At 62.3% G+C, this 18,371-nt stretch carries 19 protein-coding genes; 15 read left to right on the top strand and 4 right to left on the bottom strand.

Features of this window, described 5'->3' with window-relative positions; translation table 11 throughout:
* Positions 1-103: 103 nt before the first annotated feature.
* The 3 genes from JO965_RS49640 to JO965_RS31160 form a co-directional block, all read right to left on the bottom strand.
* On the bottom strand, positions 104-844 hold the full coding sequence (locus tag JO965_RS49640; RefSeq protein WP_371826915.1) for a CYTH domain-containing protein: 741 nt from the start codon (positions 842-844) through the stop codon (positions 104-106).
* A gap of 63 nt (positions 845-907) precedes the next feature.
* Positions 908-1,423 (bottom strand): MarR family winged helix-turn-helix transcriptional regulator, encoded by a 516-nt coding sequence (locus tag JO965_RS31155; protein WP_203444751.1) that lies wholly within the window; start codon positions 1,421-1,423, stop codon positions 908-910.
* 503 nt (positions 1,424-1,926) lie between these two features.
* Positions 1,927-2,565, bottom strand: coding sequence for a DUF1345 domain-containing protein (locus tag JO965_RS31160; protein ID WP_203444752.1), 639 nt, complete (start codon positions 2,563-2,565; stop codon positions 1,927-1,929).
* An 888-nt stretch (positions 2,566-3,453) separates the two neighbouring features.
* Here JO965_RS31160 and JO965_RS31165 point away from each other — a divergent pair.
* Genes JO965_RS31165 through phnL form a run of 8 tightly spaced genes read left to right on the top strand, consistent with a single transcriptional unit; the run spans position 3,454 to position 10,126 of the window.
* On the top strand, positions 3,454-4,323 hold the full coding sequence (locus JO965_RS31165; RefSeq protein WP_203444753.1) for a DeoR/GlpR family DNA-binding transcription regulator: 870 nt from the start codon (positions 3,454-3,456) through the stop codon (positions 4,321-4,323).
* Positions 4,320-5,459 (top strand): alpha-D-ribose 1-methylphosphonate 5-triphosphate diphosphatase, encoded by a 1,140-nt coding sequence (locus JO965_RS31170; protein ID WP_203444754.1) that lies wholly within the window; start codon positions 4,320-4,322, stop codon positions 5,457-5,459. Before JO965_RS31165 ends, JO965_RS31170 begins: the two co-directional genes overlap by 4 nt.
* Before the next feature lie 46 nt (positions 5,460-5,505).
* Complete coding sequence (gene phnG, locus JO965_RS31175; protein ID WP_203444755.1) at positions 5,506-5,970, top strand: phosphonate C-P lyase system protein PhnG; 465 nt, start codon at positions 5,506-5,508, stop codon at positions 5,968-5,970.
* Positions 5,967-6,599, top strand: coding sequence for a phosphonate C-P lyase system protein PhnH (gene phnH, locus JO965_RS31180; protein WP_203444756.1), 633 nt, complete (start codon positions 5,967-5,969; stop codon positions 6,597-6,599). Before phnG ends, phnH begins: the two co-directional genes overlap by 4 nt.
* A complete protein-coding gene (locus tag JO965_RS31185; protein WP_203444757.1) occupies positions 6,596-7,705 on the top strand; it encodes a carbon-phosphorus lyase complex subunit PhnI in 1,110 nt (369 codons plus the stop codon). Before phnH ends, JO965_RS31185 begins: the two co-directional genes overlap by 4 nt.
* The gene (locus JO965_RS31190) at positions 7,702-8,604 is read left to right on the top strand and encodes an alpha-D-ribose 1-methylphosphonate 5-phosphate C-P-lyase PhnJ (RefSeq protein ID WP_203444758.1); all 903 of its coding nucleotides are present in this window, start codon (positions 7,702-7,704) and stop codon (positions 8,602-8,604) included. The genes JO965_RS31185 and JO965_RS31190 overlap by 4 nt, the downstream gene beginning before the upstream one ends.
* Before the next feature lie 5 nt (positions 8,605-8,609).
* Positions 8,610-9,407, top strand: a complete 798-nt coding sequence (gene phnK, locus JO965_RS31195; protein WP_203445569.1) for a phosphonate C-P lyase system protein PhnK — start codon at positions 8,610-8,612, stop codon at positions 9,405-9,407.
* A 17-nt stretch (positions 9,408-9,424) separates the two neighbouring features.
* Complete coding sequence (gene phnL / locus JO965_RS31200) at positions 9,425-10,126, top strand: phosphonate C-P lyase system protein PhnL (protein WP_203444759.1); 702 nt, start codon at positions 9,425-9,427, stop codon at positions 10,124-10,126.
* 168 nt (positions 10,127-10,294) lie between these two features.
* Here phnL and JO965_RS31205 read toward each other — a convergent pair whose 3' ends face one another.
* Positions 10,295-11,020: a GntR family transcriptional regulator gene (locus tag JO965_RS31205; RefSeq protein WP_246776970.1), complete on the bottom strand. Its 726-nt coding sequence runs from the start codon at positions 11,018-11,020 to the stop codon at positions 10,295-10,297.
* Positions 11,021-11,141: 121 nt separating this feature from the next.
* Here JO965_RS31205 and JO965_RS31210 point away from each other — a divergent pair, with 121 nt between their 5' ends.
* From JO965_RS31210 to JO965_RS31240, 7 genes are all read left to right on the top strand, one after another.
* Positions 11,142-12,692, top strand: a complete 1,551-nt coding sequence (locus JO965_RS31210) for an ABC transporter substrate-binding protein (RefSeq protein ID WP_203444760.1) — start codon at positions 11,142-11,144, stop codon at positions 12,690-12,692.
* 126 nt (positions 12,693-12,818) lie between these two features.
* Positions 12,819-13,679 (top strand): phosphodiesterase, encoded by an 861-nt coding sequence (locus JO965_RS31215; protein ID WP_246776971.1) that lies wholly within the window; start codon positions 12,819-12,821, stop codon positions 13,677-13,679.
* A gap of 7 nt (positions 13,680-13,686) precedes the next feature.
* Positions 13,687-14,706, top strand: coding sequence for an ABC transporter ATP-binding protein (locus JO965_RS31220; RefSeq protein ID WP_203444762.1), 1,020 nt, complete (start codon positions 13,687-13,689; stop codon positions 14,704-14,706).
* Positions 14,703-15,716, top strand: coding sequence for an ABC transporter ATP-binding protein (locus JO965_RS31225; protein WP_203444763.1), 1,014 nt, complete (start codon positions 14,703-14,705; stop codon positions 15,714-15,716). The genes JO965_RS31220 and JO965_RS31225 overlap by 4 nt, the downstream gene beginning before the upstream one ends.
* Positions 15,710-16,648, top strand: a complete 939-nt coding sequence (locus JO965_RS31230; RefSeq protein WP_203444764.1) for an ABC transporter permease — start codon at positions 15,710-15,712, stop codon at positions 16,646-16,648. Before JO965_RS31225 ends, JO965_RS31230 begins: the two co-directional genes overlap by 7 nt.
* Positions 16,645-17,553 carry an ABC transporter permease gene (locus JO965_RS31235; protein WP_371826916.1) on the top strand — a complete coding sequence of 303 codons (909 nt, stop codon included), beginning with the start codon at positions 16,645-16,647 and terminating at the stop codon, positions 17,551-17,553. Before JO965_RS31230 ends, JO965_RS31235 begins: the two co-directional genes overlap by 4 nt.
* Before the next feature lie 51 nt (positions 17,554-17,604).
* Positions 17,605-18,369: a DUF1045 domain-containing protein gene (locus tag JO965_RS31240; RefSeq protein WP_246776972.1), complete on the top strand. Its 765-nt coding sequence runs from the start codon at positions 17,605-17,607 to the stop codon at positions 18,367-18,369.
* Positions 18,370-18,371 lie beyond the last annotated feature (2 nt).

Here is an 18,371-nt window from a genome sequence, read left to right on the forward strand (position 1 = left end):
GATAGATGAAAACTGCTATGGACTGTTACTGAGAGGAACGCTGAACTGGTTCAAGGATCTCATCGTGTTGCCACATCGCGGCAGAAGCAAGGCCACGACTGGTTCAGAACACGGAAGCACAAACAGACGCTTGCCGGCCGAGCATGCCCCCACGCTTTCGGATCGGGCCAAGATCATCAAAGTTGCGGATAAGATCAACAATCTGAAAAGGTCGGCGACCCGCCGCCGGAACGCTCGGTGAGGCGCAGGCTGGCGTAGCTCGCCTGGGCGCGGTAGGTGGTGAAAGCTTGCGACGCGTGAACGTCCGGCTCAAGGAACCCTTCGACCACGCTGCGCAAGCGCGGACGTGACACTGAGGCCGAACTCGATCACCGGGTCGATTAGGCCGCGGCTTGGAGATGGTGCAGGTTCGCCTTCTTTTAGCGTGGGTCGCCCGTGACCTCCCGCCCGATCCATTCAGGCGGGTGAACGCCTGATCCTCATACTCGAGTTCGATCTCGGCCAGGGTCAAGCTCTGAAGGGCCCCTTCGTGCACATCGACTTCCCAGATGAGGCCGTCATGCGGGACCAGGTAGCGTGTCTTTTCGATGAGGGGACCATCGCACAGGGTGTGCAGCATTGCCTCTGCTTCGGCATACGCGATCTCGTACTCGAACTCGCTCCGAGACAGGCCCCTGCGGGGGCCCTTGGCCGTGAGCCACGCCCTGTCATCGGCGATCCGGACCCGAACCTTGCCGTCACCGAAGCGGGCCAGCAGCCCGTCCAGCAGCTTCAGGCTGCCCGTGGCCGCGCTGCGCCAGGTATTGCTCCGCACGAGGAATTTCCGCTCGATCTCAACCGGCATGGTCTGTTCCGCTGAAAACCTTGGTCTCGCGAGGTTGCATAGGCAGCGAGCCTTGCTGGCCTCTTAAAGTGGATGGGTCTGATGGTCATCGAGCGCATCGAGCGGGATGTCGAAATCCCGCTCGCCGCCGAGAGCGCTGGCCAGGTTGGTGGCCGCGCGCAGGAGAAGCTTGCGCAGCCGCTTGATGTCATTGGGATCAAACTCGGCCACCATGTCGGCCTCCACCTCATTCCAGAGTGCGTGGATGCGAGCGGCAGCGGCTTTGCCCTTCCGGGTCAGCTTGACCCGGACCGTGCGCCGATCCTCACAATCAGAAAGCCGTTCAGATTGTCGCTCGACAAAGCCCAGCGCTGCCAAGCGCGTGACAGCCTTGGAAGCGCTTGGCACGCGCACCCTCAGAGCTGCAGCCAGCGCACTCATGGTGATCGCCCCCTGGCTACTGAGCTCCTGGAGGACTTGCTCCTGCCCGGCAAACAGGCCCATCTCGGTCAGCTTCTTGTTCAGATAGAAGCGATGCAGCCGCGCAGCCTGCGCCAGAAGCCAGCCGGTGCTCATGCGCAATGTGTATGGCGCTGTCATAGCGGTGTTGCTTCCGGTAGCTCAGGCATGTCGCCCTGCGACAACCCGTGATGATCAGTGGCTGCCAGCTAGAGAATAACGTTCAGCATGCGGCTGGGAAGGATTCCCATGGTTGGCACTCAACATAAGGCCTCGGCTACTTCCACTCGAATGGCACTATGTCAGAACTTGGCAAACAGCCAAGCTGATGCCGCCGATCCCTTACCAGGAAGAGCGGGAATCATCGCGGGCATGAGATGAGGTGATCGTCCAGTTCCATCGTGTCTGTTCAGGCGCTGATGCTGGAGGAGGATGCGGGCGGCAGGCAACAGTGCATCCGTGCTGCCAACTAGCGCGCCCGCATTGAGGGCCTAGGTCGGTTCTTTGACAGGCCAGTGCTCCCAGGCATTCGCGGATGCGATCCGTTGCAGCGCTCAAACGAGCCTTGGCTTCGGTGCGTGATCCAAGCCATCGAGAGCATCACTGGAAATGCGGTCAGCCGCCAATCAGCGACAACACATAAGCTAGAGCAGCCCCGCCCCGATATTGACGGCGAACGCCAAGATCGTGGTGTTGAACAGGAAGGACACAATAGTCTGGCCGAGCGCCCGGCGACGCATGCGCTTCGACACAACGACGATGTCGGAGGTCTGGCCCGCGGCTCCGAAATTGAACGAGAAATAGAGAAAATCCCAGTAGTCCGGCTTGTTCTCGTGCGGGAAGGTGAGGCCCCGCCGCTCACCGGCATCGCCGTAATATTCGTGTGCATAGTGGATGGCATAGATCGTGTGCATGAAGAACCAGGAGCACAGAATGGCGACGGCTGCGATGGAGAGCCGGAACCCCTGCAGGCCCGTGATGGCGGCGTGGATGCTCTGGAGTTCCATCGCGATAGCCGCGAGACTGGCCAGGGCCGCTGCCAGGGTAAGGATGAGGACCGCGACCGCCCCATCATCTTCATAGGCCGCCCGTTGCTGCATCATATCCGTTGAGGAACGCGCTGCCATGGTCCAGGCCAAGGCTAGATAGCACAGGACGCCGACATCCCAGGTCGTGAGGAGCCGGGAGTTGACCGGCCACTCGGACGGCAGGGCCGCGAACACGAGAGTGGCGAGCACGGCGGAGCCGAGAAGCCGCGGGTGAAGGGTTTGGAGGCGGGGCATGCTCCTGCCTTTCCTGCCGGCGGTTGTCACTGCCGATCCGGAGTTGTTGCCGGAGCGCCAGCCTAGTCCGGGAAGCCGGCTGGCTGAAGGTGACGCTTTGCGATGGTCGCTCTTGGCACTCCTGAGACCTAAGCCCGAAGGCTGCAATCCTCGCCTAACCAGACGTTCCTCAAGGTCGGCGAATTTCACCGCCTGACCCCGAGCAGGTCTTGCTGTCGTCCGAGTCCCTTTTCCATGCCTCAGCGCAGCACCTTGCTCATGACGACGCGCAGAACCGCTGATCCTCGACTGCATCCTTGATGCCGTCACAACTGCTTGGCTGTCGTAGATCCTGCCAGCAGATCAGATGCACCCGAGGTTCAATAAGCTAACCAGGCTGAGCTGATTTTGAACGGCGATGGCGCATGTGACGATCATCGAGGGCAACAACAGCTGCTCGGGCCCCCTCGCAGAGCCGTCGCTTGAGCCGCTCGGGTTCTCGTTTCCAGTCCCGTGTCCCATCTGGATGTCGGCCATAGTCTCCCATGCGGATTCTCCTCATCGACGACCAGTGGGGGTCTGCTATTCGCCCTCTCGTGCTGAGGATTCTCTGACGTTACGCCTTCGGCGTCTTGATTCAAGACAATCTACCGGACCTCCTGCTCCACAATCTCGCCAAGCATCTCTAACTTCTGGGTGGCCTAAAGCAGTTGCCTCATGCGCTGCTCCCTTCAAAAGCCCGCTATCCTAATGCGTTCACCTGACCATCGATGTGGGTCGCTCTCCAGCTTCGACGGCACAATGACAACATTAGACAGCAAAAGCCAACACAAACCCACAAATGTCATCAAATTGTCACGCAAGGCAGCGTAAGAGGGAGCCTGTTCGATCGATGTGAGGGAACGGGCCATGAAGGGACGAGACAGTCAGGCAATCTCTGTCAAACCGGGCGCCAGACTTGGCGCAGGGCGACAGCAGAGTATTCTGTCTCTGATCGACCAAGGGCACATCGTGTCCGTTGGCGAGTTCGCGAAACGTTTCGGCGTCTCGACCGAGACCATCCGGCGCGACATCCGGACCCTGGAAGAAGCCGGACAACTGCGCCGCGTTCACGGTGGCGCCGCGCCGGCACGGACGTTTGATCTCACCGCCCGGCGTCCACTGGCCGAACGCATGGGCGTCGACCGCGAAGGTAAGCTTCTTGCGGCCCGGGCAGCACTCGAGCTGCTCCAGGATGATATGAATGTCTTCTTCGGCGTCAGTTCGACGATGCTTCTGGTCGCAGAAGAGCTTGCTCGGAGCGAAAAGCGGCTGACGATCACGACCAACTCGATCGACATCGCCCTGACCACCGCAGCTTCCGGGCGATGCACGGTCAATCTATTAGGAGGCGTTGTACATCATCAGTCGCGTTCGCTCGACGGCTATGAGGTGCTCACCAATTTTGAAGGCAGGCTGTTCGATCTTGCGCTGATGGGTGCGAGCGCCATCAGCCCAGTCCACGGCGTTCTATCTCCGACCAAACAACATCAGGTCATCGTCAGCGCCGCCGCCGATCGCTCGCATCAGGTCGCGTTTGTCGTCGACCACGCCAAGTTCAACCGCCGCGACGCCCAGGTCGTCCGTCCACTTGAGGAGGTTGACTTTCTCGCGACGGACCGCGAACCGCCGCCGGATCTTGCGGCGGCGCTGGAAAAGGCTGGGGTGACAGTCTTTCTCCCGCCCGGGATCGAAGCCGATGGGCTGTCGATTGCCGCTGAAGAAGGGAAACCTCAATGACTAAGCGCCTAACAAACGCGCAAATCGTGCTTGAAGACCGCGTTGTCGAGGGATCCCTTGATATTGAGGGTGGTGTGATCGCGTCGCTCAAGAAGGGTAACATCGCCGGTGACGCCCTGGATTGCGATGGCGACTTCGTGCTCCCGGGTCTGATCGACATTCACACCGACAATCTTGAGGTCCACGTTCATCCGCGCCCGACAGTTCAATGGCCAGCGATGCTCGCATCAGCGCTTGCACATGATTGGCAGCTCTTGGGAAGCGGCATCACAACAGTCCTCGATTCAGTGGCGATTGGCGACTTCCACAGCAACGGAAAGCGCACAGCGATGCTCGACCGCGCGATCGGCACGCTCGATCAGGCGCGCACCGCCAGCGTTCTCAGGGTCGAGCACTACCTTCATCTGCGATGTGAACTTTGCGATCCGCAGCTGATGGCGATCGTCGAACGGCACATCGGCAATCCGAGTGTTAAGCTCGTCAGTATGATGGATCATACTCCCGGCCAGCGGCAATGGAGCGATACCGCCCGCTTCCGCGAGTACTACCGCAAGAAGGGCATTCGCGTCTGGACGGACGAAGAATTCAAAGCGGACATGATCAATTGGCGGCAGCAGCAAGTGACGCTGGTCCCGGCCAACCGGGCCGCTGTCCGCCGGCTGTGCGAGGCGCACGGCATCGTGATGGCCAGCCACGATGACACCACCATCGCTGACGTCGACGAGGCCCATGCTGACGGCATCACGATCAGCGAATTCCCGACGACGGTGGCCGCCGCACAACATGCCCGCAAGCGCGAAATGAAGACCGTCATGGGATCGCCGAACATTATCCTCGGCGGCTCGCATTCCGGCAATGTCGCTGCCGCGCATCTCGCAGAGCTGGGACTTCTTGACATGCTCACGTCCGACTACGTGCCCGGCAGTCTTCTGCATGCCGCGTTCTCGCTCGCCGCTAGCGGAATCGACGTTCCCGCAGCGATCGCGATGGTGACAAAGACACCTGCTGATCTCCTCAACTTCCATGATCGCGGACGGATCGCGGAGGGCCTACGCGCCGATCTGGTCAGAGTTCGGCTCGTGGACGGAGTGCCCGTCATTCGAAACGTCTGGGTCGCCGGCCATCAATATATGTGACAGCGGTCAATCCGCACCATCATTTTCGTAGGGAAGCAAACTTCAGATGCACAACGAACAGGCTGCCAATGCGGAACGCGCCCATTGGCTGGGCGTGATGTCACGCAGTCAGGTGGGGGAACTGGAGGCCTTGGCGAGTGCCCTCGTCTCGGGCATCGAGTTCGAGCGGCTTCGCACACCCCATGTCGGGCTGGTCATGGTCCGTGGCCGCGCCGGTGGAACCGGCACGGTTTTCAATCTCGGCGAAATGACGGTCGCCCGCGCTTCGGTCAGGCTTCCGAATGGCACCGTGGGGCATGGATACGCCCAGGGCCGGAATCAGCGTCAGGCTGAGATGGCCGCCGTCATCGACGCGCTCTTGCAGCAAGATGACCGCCGCCACGACATCCTCACGGCCGTGATCGAGCCCCTGCGCAAGAAGGCGGAGGCCCGACGCCTGGAAAAAAGCCGCAGGGCGGCTGCGACCAGGGTTGAATTCTTTACCGTCGCCCGTGGGGAGGACCCGGAATGACCCAAAAGACCGGACCGTCCGTAGCGACGTTGCTCAAACCCGGCTTCAACGATCCGATCTTCGATGCTCAGGCCGTCTTTCGTGCAGCGATGATCTCAACCGCCTATCCCGGCCGCGTCGTCTCCCTCACCACTGAGATTGATGGCCCGCTTCCGTTCTGCAAGGCCACCGCGGCACTCAGCCTGACGCTGATGGATTTCGAGACACCCGTCTGGATCGACGGCCAGTCGAGATCGGATGAAGCCACTGCGTGGCTCCGCTTCCATTGCGGTCTGCCGCTCACGCCAGACACCGCGACTGCAACATATGCTGTTGTTACAGATCCAGAGAATATGCCTTCGCTGGCAGACTTCCACCAGGGCGATATCGAGTATCCCGAGCGTTCAACGACCCTCATCATTCAAGTGCCGTCGCTCACTGATGGTCCGACAATGAGGTGGACGGGCCCCGGGATCAACGGAAGCATCATCACGGCTATCGCGGGGCTCCCATCATGGTTCTGGTCTCTATGGGATCTTAACAGCGAACTCTATCCGCGTGGTATCGATGTCATTTTCACTTGTGGGAACATGATGGTCGGCCTGCCGCGCACCATTCTCGTCAATGACTCTATTGGGAGCGCCGCATGACCTATGTAGCCGTTAAGGGTGGCGAACAGGCGATCCTGAACACCCACAAGCTCATCTCGGAAAGCCGCCGAGGCAGTCCCCAATATCCGGAGTTGGCTCTCGGCCAGATCAGAGAACAATTCGGACTTGCCGTCGATCGTGTCATGGCAGAGGGTTCAGTCTTCGATCCCGAACTTGCCGCTTTGGCGCTCAAGCAGGCGCAGGGCGACGCCATGGAAGCCATCTTCCTCCTGCGGGCCTACCGCACAACACTGCCGCGCATCGCCGTTTCCAATCCGATTGACACCGCCGAGATGGCGATCCGCCGCCGCATCTCAGCAACCTTCAAGGACCTGCCCGGCGGCCAGGTTCTCGGTCCGACGTATGACTACACGCACCGCCTGCTTGATTTCACTCTTGCCGCCGAAGGACAAGAACGCCAGGCTGCTGTTGCCGCGCCGGAGCCTGTAGACGAGGACGTGCCAAGGGTCGTCGACTTCTTGGACAGTGAAGGTGTGATCGAGAGGGAGACGGACGAGGGACGGGAAAATGTTTTCGACCTGACACGACAGCCGATGAAGTTTCCCGCTGGACGGGATCAGCGGTTGCAGAACCTCGCACGCGGCGACGAAGGATTCTTGCTCTCTCTGGCTTATTCCACCACGCGCGGATACGGCTACAACCATCCGTTTGTCGGCGAACTTAGGCTCGGCGAGGTGGCGGTTGAAATCGTTCCGGAAGAACTCGGGTTTGCAATCGACATTGCCGAAATCACGGTGACCGAGTGCCAGATGATCAACAGCTTCCGGGGCAGCATCGAGAAAGCACCACAATTCACGCGCGGGTACGGCCTTACCTTCGGTCACAATGAGCGCAAGGCCATGTCGATGTCACTCGTGGATCGAGCCCTGCGAGCGCGCGAGCTCGGCGAGGATGTACGCCATCCCGCTCAGGATGAGGAATTCGTTCTCTCCCACACCGACAATGTCGATGGAAACGGCCTCGTCACCCATTACAAGCTGCCGCACTACGTCGATTTCCAGGCGGAGCTTCAGCTCGTGCGGCAATTGCGCAGCGAATATGAAGCCGCGCGCTCGGCAGCCAGCATCAAGGAGGCTGCGGAATGAGCGGCCAAGTCACAAACTATATCAATGACAGCCATGGGGACGAAAGCTACAACTACGCGTTCCTTGATGAACAAACCAAGCGAATGATCCGGCGCACACTCCTCAAGGCGCTGTCCATTCCTGGCTACCAGGTGCCTTTCGGCGGCCGTGAGATGCCGCTCGCCCAGGGCTGGGGAACCGGCGGAATCCAGATCACCGCCAGTGTCATCGGCCCGAGCGACGTCCTGAAGGTCATCGACCAGGGAGCCGACGATACAACCAACGCGGTTTCGATCCGTCGTTTCTTCCAGACGGTCGCCGCTGTCGAGGTGACCGAGCGCACCACCGACGCGACGATCGTCCAAACCCGTCATCGCGTACCCGAAGCTACATTGGAAGAAGGTCAGGTTCTCGTCTATCAAGTGCCGCAGCCTGAACCGCTGCGCATGATCGAGCCGCGGGAAACCGAGACGCGCAAGATGCACGCCTATGCTGAATATGGCGCCATGCAGGTCTCCCTCTACGAGGATATCGCGCGCTACGGACACATCGCCAAGACCTACGACTATCCGGCCCTGATCAACGGCCGCTTTCTGATATCGCCATCTCCGATCCCGAAGTTCGATAATCCGAAGATGGAGAACAGCCCGGCGATCCAGTTTTGGGGTGCCGGCCGGGAAAAGCGCATCTATGCGGTCCCGCCCTACACGTCGGTGCGCAATCTCGATTTTGATGACCATCCCTTCAAGGTGCAGACCTGGACGCAGCATTGTGCGCTGTGCGGCTCGACCGAAAGCTACCTCGATGAGGTTATCATGGACGATCAGGGCGGGCGCATGTTCGTCTGCTCTGACACGGATTTTTGCAACACCCGCCAGTCGCAGGCATCTGCTCACGGCGATGAAGGGGATCAGCCATGACTGGGATGAGCGCGATTGCACATATCGGCCCGAGGTCGCCCCTCCTGGAAGTCTCGCGTCTGTCAAAGTCCTATGGCGGCCAGATCGGATGCCTCGACGTCTCATTCACGGTCCGGCCTGGCGAGGTCCTCGGCATCGTCGGCGAGAGCGGCTCCGGCAAGTCGACCCTCTTAGCGTGCCTTTCCGGCCAGTTGCAGCCAGACAGCGGCAGCATCACCTACGACGTGCGCGGCCGCGGTCCGGTGGACATCCTGGCGATGTCGGAGCCGGAGCGCCGGCGCCTCGCGCGCACCGACTGGGGCGTCGTGCACCAGAATCCGCGGGACGGCCTTCGCATGGCGATTTCAGCGGGTGGCAATATCGGCGAACGGCCGATGGCGGTCGGCGCGCGCCACTACGGCAACATTCGCTCTGAGGCTCAGGACTGGCTCAGCCGGGTCGAGATTGATCTGTCGCGGACCGATCACCAGCCGAGGACCTTCTCAGGCGGCATGCAGCAGCGCCTTCAGATCGCCCGCAACCTCGTCACACGGCCTCGCTTGGTGTTCATGGACGAACCCACGGGGGGGTTGGATGTCTCAGTCCAGGCACGATTGCTCGATCTGTTGCGCGGTCTCGTCCGCGAGCTCGGCATTGCCGTGATCATTGTCACCCATGACCTTGCCGTTGTGCGCCTCCTCGCCGACCGGCTGATGGTTATGCAGCGGGGGCGTGTGATTGAAGAAGGCTTAACCGATCAAGTTCTCGACGACCCCCACCATGCCTACACGCAGCTGCTCGTGTCGTCCGTTCTGCAGGTCTGAGACGAGGGAATGAAATTATGACCATTTGCTTACACGCCAAGGGTCTTGCAAAGACCTTCACCCTTCACACGCAGGGCGGAACCATTCTTCCGGTCTTCAATGACGTCGAACTCTCCGTGAATGCGGGAGAGTGCGTGTGCCTTCACGGCCCCTCAGGAGCTGGCAAGTCAACGCTCCTGCGCTCGCTGTACGCAAACTACAAACCCGACGCCGGCGAGATCCTCATTGAGCATATGGGCCGCACGATCGACCTTCTCGGGGCCGAGCCCTGGGAAATCGTCGAGATCCGGCGCCGGACGATCGGCTATGTCAGCCAATTCCTGCGCGTCATTCCGCGAGTACCGACTCTTGATGTTGTCACCGAGCCCGCCATTGCCAACGGAACAGCGCGAGAGAAGGCGGCTGCTGAGGCACGGACACTCCTGTCGCGCCTGCGCATTCCAGAGCGGCTCTGGTCGCTCGCGCCGGCCACCTTCTCAGGCGGCGAACAGCAGCGCGTCAACATCGCTCGCGGCTTCATCGTCGACTATCCGGTGATGCTCCTGGATGAGCCGACAGCATCGCTCGATGCCAAGAATCGGGCGACCGTGATCGAACTCATCAACGCGGCAAAGGAGCGTGGCGCAGCCATCGTTGGGATCTTCCACGATGCCGAAGTCCGCGAGGCGGTGGCTGACAGGCTCTTCGAAGTCGCGCCGCAAGCCGCCAAGGCGGCCTAAGCGTAGCGGGAGGTGATGGAGATGAGGTTCGCAGTCCAATCGATGCAATTCAGCTCGATGGCCGAAAACTCCGGCTCCTCGAACCCACCCACTCATACCCCCAACCGGTGGGCGAGTTCGCCGGCCGGTCCAGCGCGCGCGGGAACAATAGCGCCATCGTTTGTCAGTTCAATTGTTGAAGAAGGCTGTGACGCGTCCCGCAGCGAAGCGCGCCACAGTGTAGTCGATCGGGACGTCGTTCGCCCTCTTGACGCTGCGGATCTCAAGAACCGGATCGGTCTTAGACTGCTCCAGTCTATGGGCCTCGTCGAGGGTCGGAAGGCGTGCCTCGATCTCGCAATAGGAACGCCAGGAGTCGCGATGCCCGTACATCTCGTAGACCTCCGTGATACCGACGAAATGCGCTACGTGAATGTTCGCCTCGGGAAAGTGTCGGGCTGGCAGATGGTGCCGGGTCATCGACAGGATAACGTCATTGGCTTTCCCGACTGTATCGAAGACGAGGATGGCGTCCCCGGCCGGAATATCCAGGCGCTCAGCGACATCGGAAGGCGCGGCTATCGTGAATCTGGTGAGGATTTGCGCACTGGGCGCCAAGCTCGCCTCACGCAGATTCGCCATGAAGGACGATCTGCGGCCAAGGTCGTAACGAAAATGGCGGGTCACGAAGGTTCCGCGGCCACGTTCGATGCGCAGCACCCCCTTGGCCTGCAGTTCGTTGAGCGCCCGACGCAAGGTGGTGCGCGTGACGCCGAACTGGCGTGCGAGGATATTCTCCCCCGGAAGCTTCTGGCCGACCGGGAGAGCTCCGGCATCGATCTCCTGGAGGAGCGCCATCTCAATGCGACGCCAATGAGGACGCAGCTCCGTCAATTCATCCATCCTATCGTCCATATGGGCCTCGTTCGTCACGGTCCTGTCACCCGATGATGCCAATGCATGCCACATGTAGACTTGTCTAAACAAGTTCCCGGTAGCCCTTTTTATCAACTCTCCCGAACGAGGACGTCACGCCATGGATATCTCCCGCCGCAACTATTTGAAGGCAATGAGTGTGTTGTCCTTCGTGCCGCTGGTCGCTCCCCGGCTCGCTTTTGCGCAGTCGCGGAGGGATCTCGTCATTGGCGTTCAGGCCAATCCGCCGCAGTTGGATCCGCTGCGGCTCGGGACCAATCCGACCTACCGCGTTACGGCCAACATCTACGACATGTTGATCCGCGTCGACCGCCGGAACGGTGATCGTCTGGTTCCCGGTCTTGCGGAATCGTGGAAGCAGATCGACGCCACGACCTGGGACTTCGTGATCCGGCAAGGCGTTCGTTTCCACGACGGATCGGTCATGTCGACCGAGGATGTTGCCTTCACGTTCGGCCCGGAGCGCATGCTAACCGAGGGACTCCCGAGCGTCAGCTTTTCCCGCCAGTTCTTCAGCGGCCTGCACAGTGTCGTTGCCATCGACGACCGCACTGTCCGATTCGTGACCAAGCAGCCAGATCCTTTGTTCGAGTTCCGGCTGTCGAGCTGGGCGAGTCAGATCATCTCCAAGGCGGCCTTCAAGAAGGTCAACGACTGGGACAAGTGGGCGCTTGCCCCTGTCGCCACGGGCCCGTACCGCGTCGCGAAAGTCGTCGCGGGCGACCAGATCCGCCTTGTCGCGCATGACGACTACTGGGGCGGCAAGCCACCCTTTTCGTCCGTGACGTTTAAGATCATCCCGGAAGCGTCGAGCCGCGTGAACGCCCTGGCCGCCGGCGACGTTCACATCATCACGGAGGTCACTGCGGATCAGATTCCCACGATCAAGGGGCATGGCGGTCTGACGGTCGTCGGCGGCGCAGTCAACAACATCCGCACACTGAACTACGGCACCCACGCCGGCCCGCTCAAGGACGCCCGCATCCGTCGTGCTCTCGATCTGGCCATCGATCGGCAGGTCATCACTGAACAGCTTTTTGCCGGCCTGATCGGAGTACCGAGAGGTTTCCAGTGGGAAAACTACGGCGATATGTACATCGAGAAGTTTCCCAGGCCGGGCCACGATCCGGAAGCGGCCAAGAAGCTGTTGGCCGAGGCGGGCTACACGGGCGAGCCGATCGAGTACCGCACACGGGAAAGCTACTACACGGCCGAGCTCGACACCGCACAGGCGTTGCAGCAGATGTGGCAAGAGGTTGGCCTCAACGTCCAGCTCAAGGTGGTCGAAAACGATGCACAATTGTTTGCACAGCCCAACAATGCGATCTTCAATGGCTCGGTGACTTCGCTCTACCCCGACCTGATGGGCTCGCTCTGGACGACCTATGGCCCGAACAGCTTTATCCGCTTCCAGGCAAAGAGCTGGGCCAATGCTGAATTCGACGAGATCGGTGCGAAGCTGGTGACGCTCACCGATCGTGCTGAGCGCCGCAAGCTGCATGAACGCGTGCTCAAGATCTTTGCTGAGGTCGATCCTCCGAGCTCGATCCTTCACGAAACACCGATGTTCTACGGCATGCGGGCCGATCTGGGCTTTATTCCACACAAGACGCCGATGATGGACTTTGGTCCGTTCAACGTTCAGGCCTGAGATAGGTCACGTAGTTCATGAAAGACGGTCGTGCGGACGCCCGCACGACAATGCCCTTGATAAGTGCGACCTGCCCGTCAGGGCAATGAAATGCGCAGGTCGAAATGCAAAAACCGAGGTATTCAGATGATCATCGCGCATCTCAGCGATATTCATGTCCGCGAGGCGGGCACACCCCTGCCGTCCGGCAATGTGGACTATTCGGCCATGGCGCAACAGGCTTTCGACCGCGTTGCCAGGATGCAGCCGCGTCCGGACCTGATGATCCTGACCGGCGATCTGGTCGACAGCGGGCAGGTTGGAGAGTACCGGCGGCTCAAGGACATGATCGAGGCCGTACCCTTCCCGGTCCACATGATCCTCGGCAACCATGACATCCGCGAGAATTTCCTTGCTGTCTTCCCGGAGCGGAAGGAAACAGACCTTGATTTCGTGCAGTTCTGCGTGGAGTACGATGACATCCGGATCATTGGACTGGACACGCTGATCGAGGGTGAAAGCCGCGGTGGCTTGTGCGCCGACCGTCTTTCCTATCTTCGCGCGCGCCTGGGCGAGCGCCCGGATGTTCCGACCATCATCATGCTGCACCATCAGCCCTTCCTGTTCAACGGCGGCGTTTACGACGACGTCGGCTTGAAGGAGGGCGTCAAGGAGCTCGGCGAAATCGTTGCCGCCAACAGGCAGATTGTTCGCATTCTCTGCGGCCACCTGCATCGCTCGCTTGACTGCCTGTGGAATGGTACGCTCGTCTCGATCGCGCCTTCGGTCGTAAGCGCAGCCAACCTGCCCGTGGGCGATGTCCGCATCTTCAGAAACATCGACGAACCTCCGGCTTTCAAGCTCCATGTCCTGGTACCCAACGAAGGCCTCGTTTCCCACACCGTCTTCGTCGAGGACTTCGGTCCCGCTTATGAAAACCTTCCCGACCCCAACTACCAGGCCATGGCTTCACTGACGAAGCAGACCGGGCAGGGCGCGATCCGGTAACGCGACGATGCAACAGTCCGGCACGCCTCCTCTTATTCAGATTCGGAATCTGTCCGTGACGATCCGGTCGCCGAAAGGCGAGACGGAAATTGTGCGCGGCATCGACCTGGATATCGGCCGCGGCGAGATTCTTGGCCTGGTTGGCGAGTCGGGGTGTGGAAAGAGCATCACCTGGCTTGCTGTGATGCGGGTGCTCGGGCGGACTGTCGCCACAACGGGTTCGGTCATGTTCGGGCAGGACAACCTTCTCGATCTCGACGAACGGGCGATGGCCGCCGTGCGCGGCCGCCGGCTCGCCATGATCGTGCAGGACGCCACCGCCTCGCTGAACCCAATCCACACGATCGGCTTCCAGCTGGCCGAGACCCTGGTCAGTCATCGCCGGCTCGGCTGGGCCGCGGCGCGGGCCGAGGCGAAGCGGTTGCTGGACCGGGTTCGCGTCCCGGCGGCCGAGCGACGTCTGGCGCAGTATCCGCACGAGCTGTCGGGCGGGACCAACCAGCGCGTGGCCATCGCGATGGCGTTGGCGGGCGAGCCCGAACTGCTCATCGCGGACGAGCCGACGACCGCGCTTGACGTGACGGTGCAGGCGCAGATCCTAGACCTGCTGCAGGAGTTGCGCACCGATACCGGCATGGCGATCGTCCTGATATCGCACGATCTCGGCGTCGTGCGCGAAACCAGCGACCGGATCGCCGTGATGTACGCGGGCCGGATCGTCGAGACGGCCCCGTCCGAGGAGTTCTGGCGGCACGCACGCCATCCCTACACGCGCGGGCTTCTGGCCGCGGCGCCCGACATCGATGAGCCCGTCGGACGGCTCAGTGCGATTCCCGGCCACGTGCCGGCGCCGAGCGCCATTGCGTCCGGATGCGCGTTCCACGACCGCTGTTCCGTGGCCATGGCCATCTGTACGGAAAGGCGGCCGCCGCTGCTTCCCGGGTCAGGCGACCATCGGACGGCCTGTCACCGGGTGGTCCCGCCTGAGACCGGTCTCGTCGAACCAGGTCGAAGGGTGTCCGCATGACCGCCTTCCTTAAGGTTGAGGGCCTGACCAAGCATTTTTCCGTCAAGGCCCGCAACGGCTTGTTTTCGCCGCGCATTGCGGTGAAGGCGGTCGACGATGTTTCGTTTTCCGTCGCGCGCGGCGAGACGCTGGGCATCGTCGGCGAATCCGGCTGCGGCAAGTCAACGACTGGCCGGCTCGTGCTCGGGATGATGGCGCCGACGCGCGGGGAGGTGATCCTCGACGGCATACCGGTGCACACCCGACACGATGCCGCCTGGCGCCAGCAGAGGCGCCGGATGCAGATGGTCTACCAGGATCCCCTGTCCTTCCTCGACAAGCGCCAGCCGATCGGTCGCCAGGTCGTCGAGCCGCTGGTGATCCACGGCGTGGGCGCATCGATGGCCGAGCAGCGGGAACGGGCAGAGGAGCTCCTGTCCATCGTCGGGCTGCGCAAGGATCAGTTCGACAGCCACCCGAACGAGCTGTCCGGCGGCCAGCGTCAGCGCGTCGTCCTCGCCCGTGCGCTGGTGCTCGACCCGGAGCTCCTCGTCTGCGACGAGCCGGTTTCGGCCTTGGACGTTTCGGTGGCAGCCCAGGTCGTCAATCTGCTGAAAGACGTGCAGGACCGACGGGGGCTCACCTATCTCTTCATCAGCCATGATCTCAAGATTGTCCGGCAGGTCGCCGATCGTGTCATGGTCATGTATCTCGGCAAGGTCATGGAAACGGCCGCCACTGCCGACCTGTTCCGACGACCCCTGCACCCCTACACCCGAGCTCTGATCGCCGCCGTTCCCAGCGTCAAGCCACGGCCTCAGCGCCGTCTCCTGGCGCAGGGGGATCCGCCCAATCCGCTGGAGGTGCCGGACGGCTGCGTCTTTAGTCCGCGCTGCCCGCTGGCCAGCGAGCTCTGCCGGACGCAGCGCCCGGCCCTGCGCCTGGCGGCCGGCGGTCGTGCGGTCGCCTGTCATTATCCCCAGGAGCCGATGGCCTCGGCCCCGCCGCAGCGGGAGGGTGTTGGATGCTGAGCTATCTCGCGACCCGCGCCCTGCGTGCCCTCGTCACGCTGCTTCTGATTGTGACGGCGGCCTTTGTCGTGCTGCGCCTGACCGGTGATCCGGCGATCAACATTTTGGGTCTCGACGCCTCTGCCGACGCGATCCTGGAATTCCGCCGGAGCTGGGGCCTCGATCAGCCCCTCTGGATCCAGTACCTCAAGTATCTTCAGTCTGTCGTGCAAGGCAACCTTGGCGGCTCGATGCTCGACGGACGCAGCGCCATGCTCGTCGTCGCCGAGCGACTGCCGGCCACCCTGGCCATCATGATCCCCGGCTTCGTCCTGCAGCTGCTGATCGGCCTTCCGGCAGGGGTCTTTTCCGCATTGCACCGGAGCAGCTGGCTGGATCGGGTGATCATGACTGGCTCGATCATCGGTTTCACGATCCCGGGCTTCGTCTTCAGCCTTCTGCTGGTGATGCTGTTTGCGGTCCACTTGCGCTGGCTGCCCTCTGGCGGGTCAGGAACGCTCCTGCACGTCATCCTGCCCGTCTTGAGCCTTGGCCTGTTCGGGGGCGCGGTGCTGGCGCGGTTCACCCGCTCGGCGGTGGTCGATGTGCTCGATCAGCCGCATGTGCGCGCCGCGACCCTGCGCGGGCTGGCCCGGTGGCGGGTTGTCGCCGTTCACATCATTCCCAATGCGGCGCTCCCGGTCGTCACCATCATGGGGATGATGCTCGGAGCGCTGGTGGCGGGTGCGGTGGTCACGGAAAGCGTCTTCGCGTGGCCGGGGATCGGCCGCCTGCTCGTCACCTCGGTCGCAAGCCGCGACCTTGCGGTGGTGCAGACGATCCTGCTGATGATCGGCGCCACCATGGTGGCGGCCAACTTCGTCGTGGATCTGACCTACGGCATCCTCGATCCCCGTCTTCGCCGCGGGCAGCCCGGGGGCAAGAAAGGATGAGGGAGATGACCACCGCCGACGAACAACCCATCCGCCGATCTGGCCGCCCGCATCTCGCCTGGGCAAGGCCGCTCAGGGCATGCCCGCCCTTCGTGCTGGTGGCACTGTGCTGGATCGTTCTGATGGCAGCGGTTGCCCTGTTGGCCGACGCCATCACCCCGTTCAGCATCACCGCGACCGACCTGCGCGCGCGGCTGTTGCCGCCGGTCTTCATCGAGGGCGGTAACTGGAAGCACCTTCTCGGAACCGACCAGCTTGGGCGGGACACGCTCTCACGCTTGATCTCCTCGATCAGGACCAGCATGACGATCGGGGTGATCTCGACGTTCATCGCGGCCGTGATCGGAATTGCACTAGGGTTTCTGGCGGCGCATACCCGCGGCCGGCTGGAGCAGGTCATTCTCATGCTGATCGATGCGCAGGCGGCCATGCCGTTCATGATCGTCGCGCTCGCCGTGCTCGCCTTCTTCGGCAACAGCCTCGTTCTCTTCACCTGCCTTCTGGGCTTTTTCGGCTGGGAACGCATCGCACGTCTCGCGCGCGGGCTTGCCCTGTCGGCGTCGGAGCAGGGCTACACCATCGCCGTCAGGGATCTCGGGGGATCCCCACTGCGCGTCTACGGTCTGCATATCCTCCCCAATGTCGCCTCGAGCCTCATCGTGGCGATGACCCTCAACCTGCCGGAGGTGATCCTGCTCGAGACGAGTCTGTCCTTCCTGGGGCTTGGCGTCCAGCCACCGCTGTCCAGCCTCGGCAACATGGTCAGCGCGGCGCGCGACTTCATGGAGCGGGCGCCTTGGCTGGTGCTCATCCCGAGCATCGTCATCATGCTCACCGCGCTGTCGATCTCGCTCGTGGGCGACTGGTTGCGAGATCAGTCCAGTCTCTCGGGCGGTCAGCGCTGACCATCAAGGCCCGATCTCACGGCGGCTAGGACCCGGCAGGATGAAACCGACATGACCATGCAACAGCACCAGGATGCCGGCCGGCCGGTGGACGACGATCCGACCGCAGCGGGCAAAAGACGCTACGCCCTCTACTACACGCCTTCCGCGGACCATCCGCTGACCGTGGCCGCGGCGCACTGGCTCGGGCGCGATGCCTTCGGGCGGAGCGGGATGGCGGAGGACGCCCGGCCGGACGCAGACCGGCAGCTGACCGCCGAGCCGCGCCGCTACGGCTTCCACGCCACGCTCAAGGCGCCCTTCCGGCTGCGGCCGGGGACCAGCCGGCCAGAGCTCGAAGACGCGTTGCGGCGGTTCGCTGAGAGCCGGCCGCCATGCCCGATCGGCCCCTTGCGCGTCGCCACACTCGGCAGCTTCGTCGCGCTGGTGCCCCGCGCCGCATCGCCCATGCTTCAGGGCTTTGCCGCCCAGGTGGTCTCGGAGTTCGATGCTTTCCGCGCGCCGTTGACCGAGCCGGAACGGCACCGGCGGCGGCAGTCCGGCCTCGATGCGACGGAAACGGGCTATCTGGAGCAATGGGGCTATCCTTACGTCTTCGACCGGTTCCGGTTCCACCTGACGCTGACCGGGCCGGTGCCTGAGAGCGCGCGAGACGGCGTGGCCCGGCGCCTGGAGGCGCTGTTTGCGTCGCTGCTCGACGAAGACTTCCCCCTCGATGCGCTGACCCTGTTCGAGCAGGATCACCCGGCCGGAGAGTTCGTGGCGATCGCCCGGTTCGGACTGGGCGTGCCGGGGCAGGACAGGGCGCGCGCATGAGG

Origin of the sequence: Microvirga sp. VF16, assembly GCF_016864375.1 — a bacterium.
Taxonomy (GTDB): domain Bacteria; phylum Pseudomonadota; class Alphaproteobacteria; order Rhizobiales; family Beijerinckiaceae; genus Microvirga.

Coding starts and splice junctions, on each gene's coding strand:
- phnL (WP_203444759.1), top strand. CDS start 9,425: ATGACCATTTGCTTACACGCCAAGGGTCTTGCAAAGACCTTCACCCTT.
- JO965_RS31185 (WP_203444757.1), top strand. CDS start 6,596: ATGACCTATGTAGCCGTTAAGGGTGGCGAACAGGCGATCCTGAACACC.
- JO965_RS31220 (WP_203444762.1), top strand. CDS start 13,687: ATGCAACAGTCCGGCACGCCTCCTCTTATTCAGATTCGGAATCTGTCC.
- JO965_RS31160 (WP_203444752.1), bottom strand. CDS start 2,565: ATGCCCCGCCTCCAAACCCTTCACCCGCGGCTTCTCGGCTCCGCCGTG.
- phnG (WP_203444755.1), top strand. CDS start 5,506: ATGCACAACGAACAGGCTGCCAATGCGGAACGCGCCCATTGGCTGGGC.
- JO965_RS49640 (WP_371826915.1), bottom strand. CDS start 844: ATGCCGGTTGAGATCGAGCGGAAATTCCTCGTGCGGAGCAATACCTGG.
- JO965_RS31190 (WP_203444758.1), top strand. CDS start 7,702: ATGAGCGGCCAAGTCACAAACTATATCAATGACAGCCATGGGGACGAA.
- JO965_RS31215 (WP_246776971.1), top strand. CDS start 12,819: ATGATCATCGCGCATCTCAGCGATATTCATGTCCGCGAGGCGGGCACA.
- JO965_RS31155 (WP_203444751.1), bottom strand. CDS start 1,423: ATGACAGCGCCATACACATTGCGCATGAGCACCGGCTGGCTTCTGGCG.
- phnH (WP_203444756.1), top strand. CDS start 5,967: ATGACCCAAAAGACCGGACCGTCCGTAGCGACGTTGCTCAAACCCGGC.
- JO965_RS31235 (WP_371826916.1), top strand. CDS start 16,645: ATGAGGGAGATGACCACCGCCGACGAACAACCCATCCGCCGATCTGGC.
- JO965_RS31170 (WP_203444754.1), top strand. CDS start 4,320: ATGACTAAGCGCCTAACAAACGCGCAAATCGTGCTTGAAGACCGCGTT.
- JO965_RS31165 (WP_203444753.1), top strand. CDS start 3,454: ATGAAGGGACGAGACAGTCAGGCAATCTCTGTCAAACCGGGCGCCAGA.
- phnK (WP_203445569.1), top strand. CDS start 8,610: ATGAGCGCGATTGCACATATCGGCCCGAGGTCGCCCCTCCTGGAAGTC.
- JO965_RS31210 (WP_203444760.1), top strand. CDS start 11,142: ATGGATATCTCCCGCCGCAACTATTTGAAGGCAATGAGTGTGTTGTCC.
- JO965_RS31230 (WP_203444764.1), top strand. CDS start 15,710: ATGCTGAGCTATCTCGCGACCCGCGCCCTGCGTGCCCTCGTCACGCTG.
- JO965_RS31205 (WP_246776970.1), bottom strand. CDS start 11,020: ATGGACGATAGGATGGATGAATTGACGGAGCTGCGTCCTCATTGGCGT.
- JO965_RS31240 (WP_246776972.1), top strand. CDS start 17,605: ATGACCATGCAACAGCACCAGGATGCCGGCCGGCCGGTGGACGACGAT.
- JO965_RS31225 (WP_203444763.1), top strand. CDS start 14,703: ATGACCGCCTTCCTTAAGGTTGAGGGCCTGACCAAGCATTTTTCCGTC.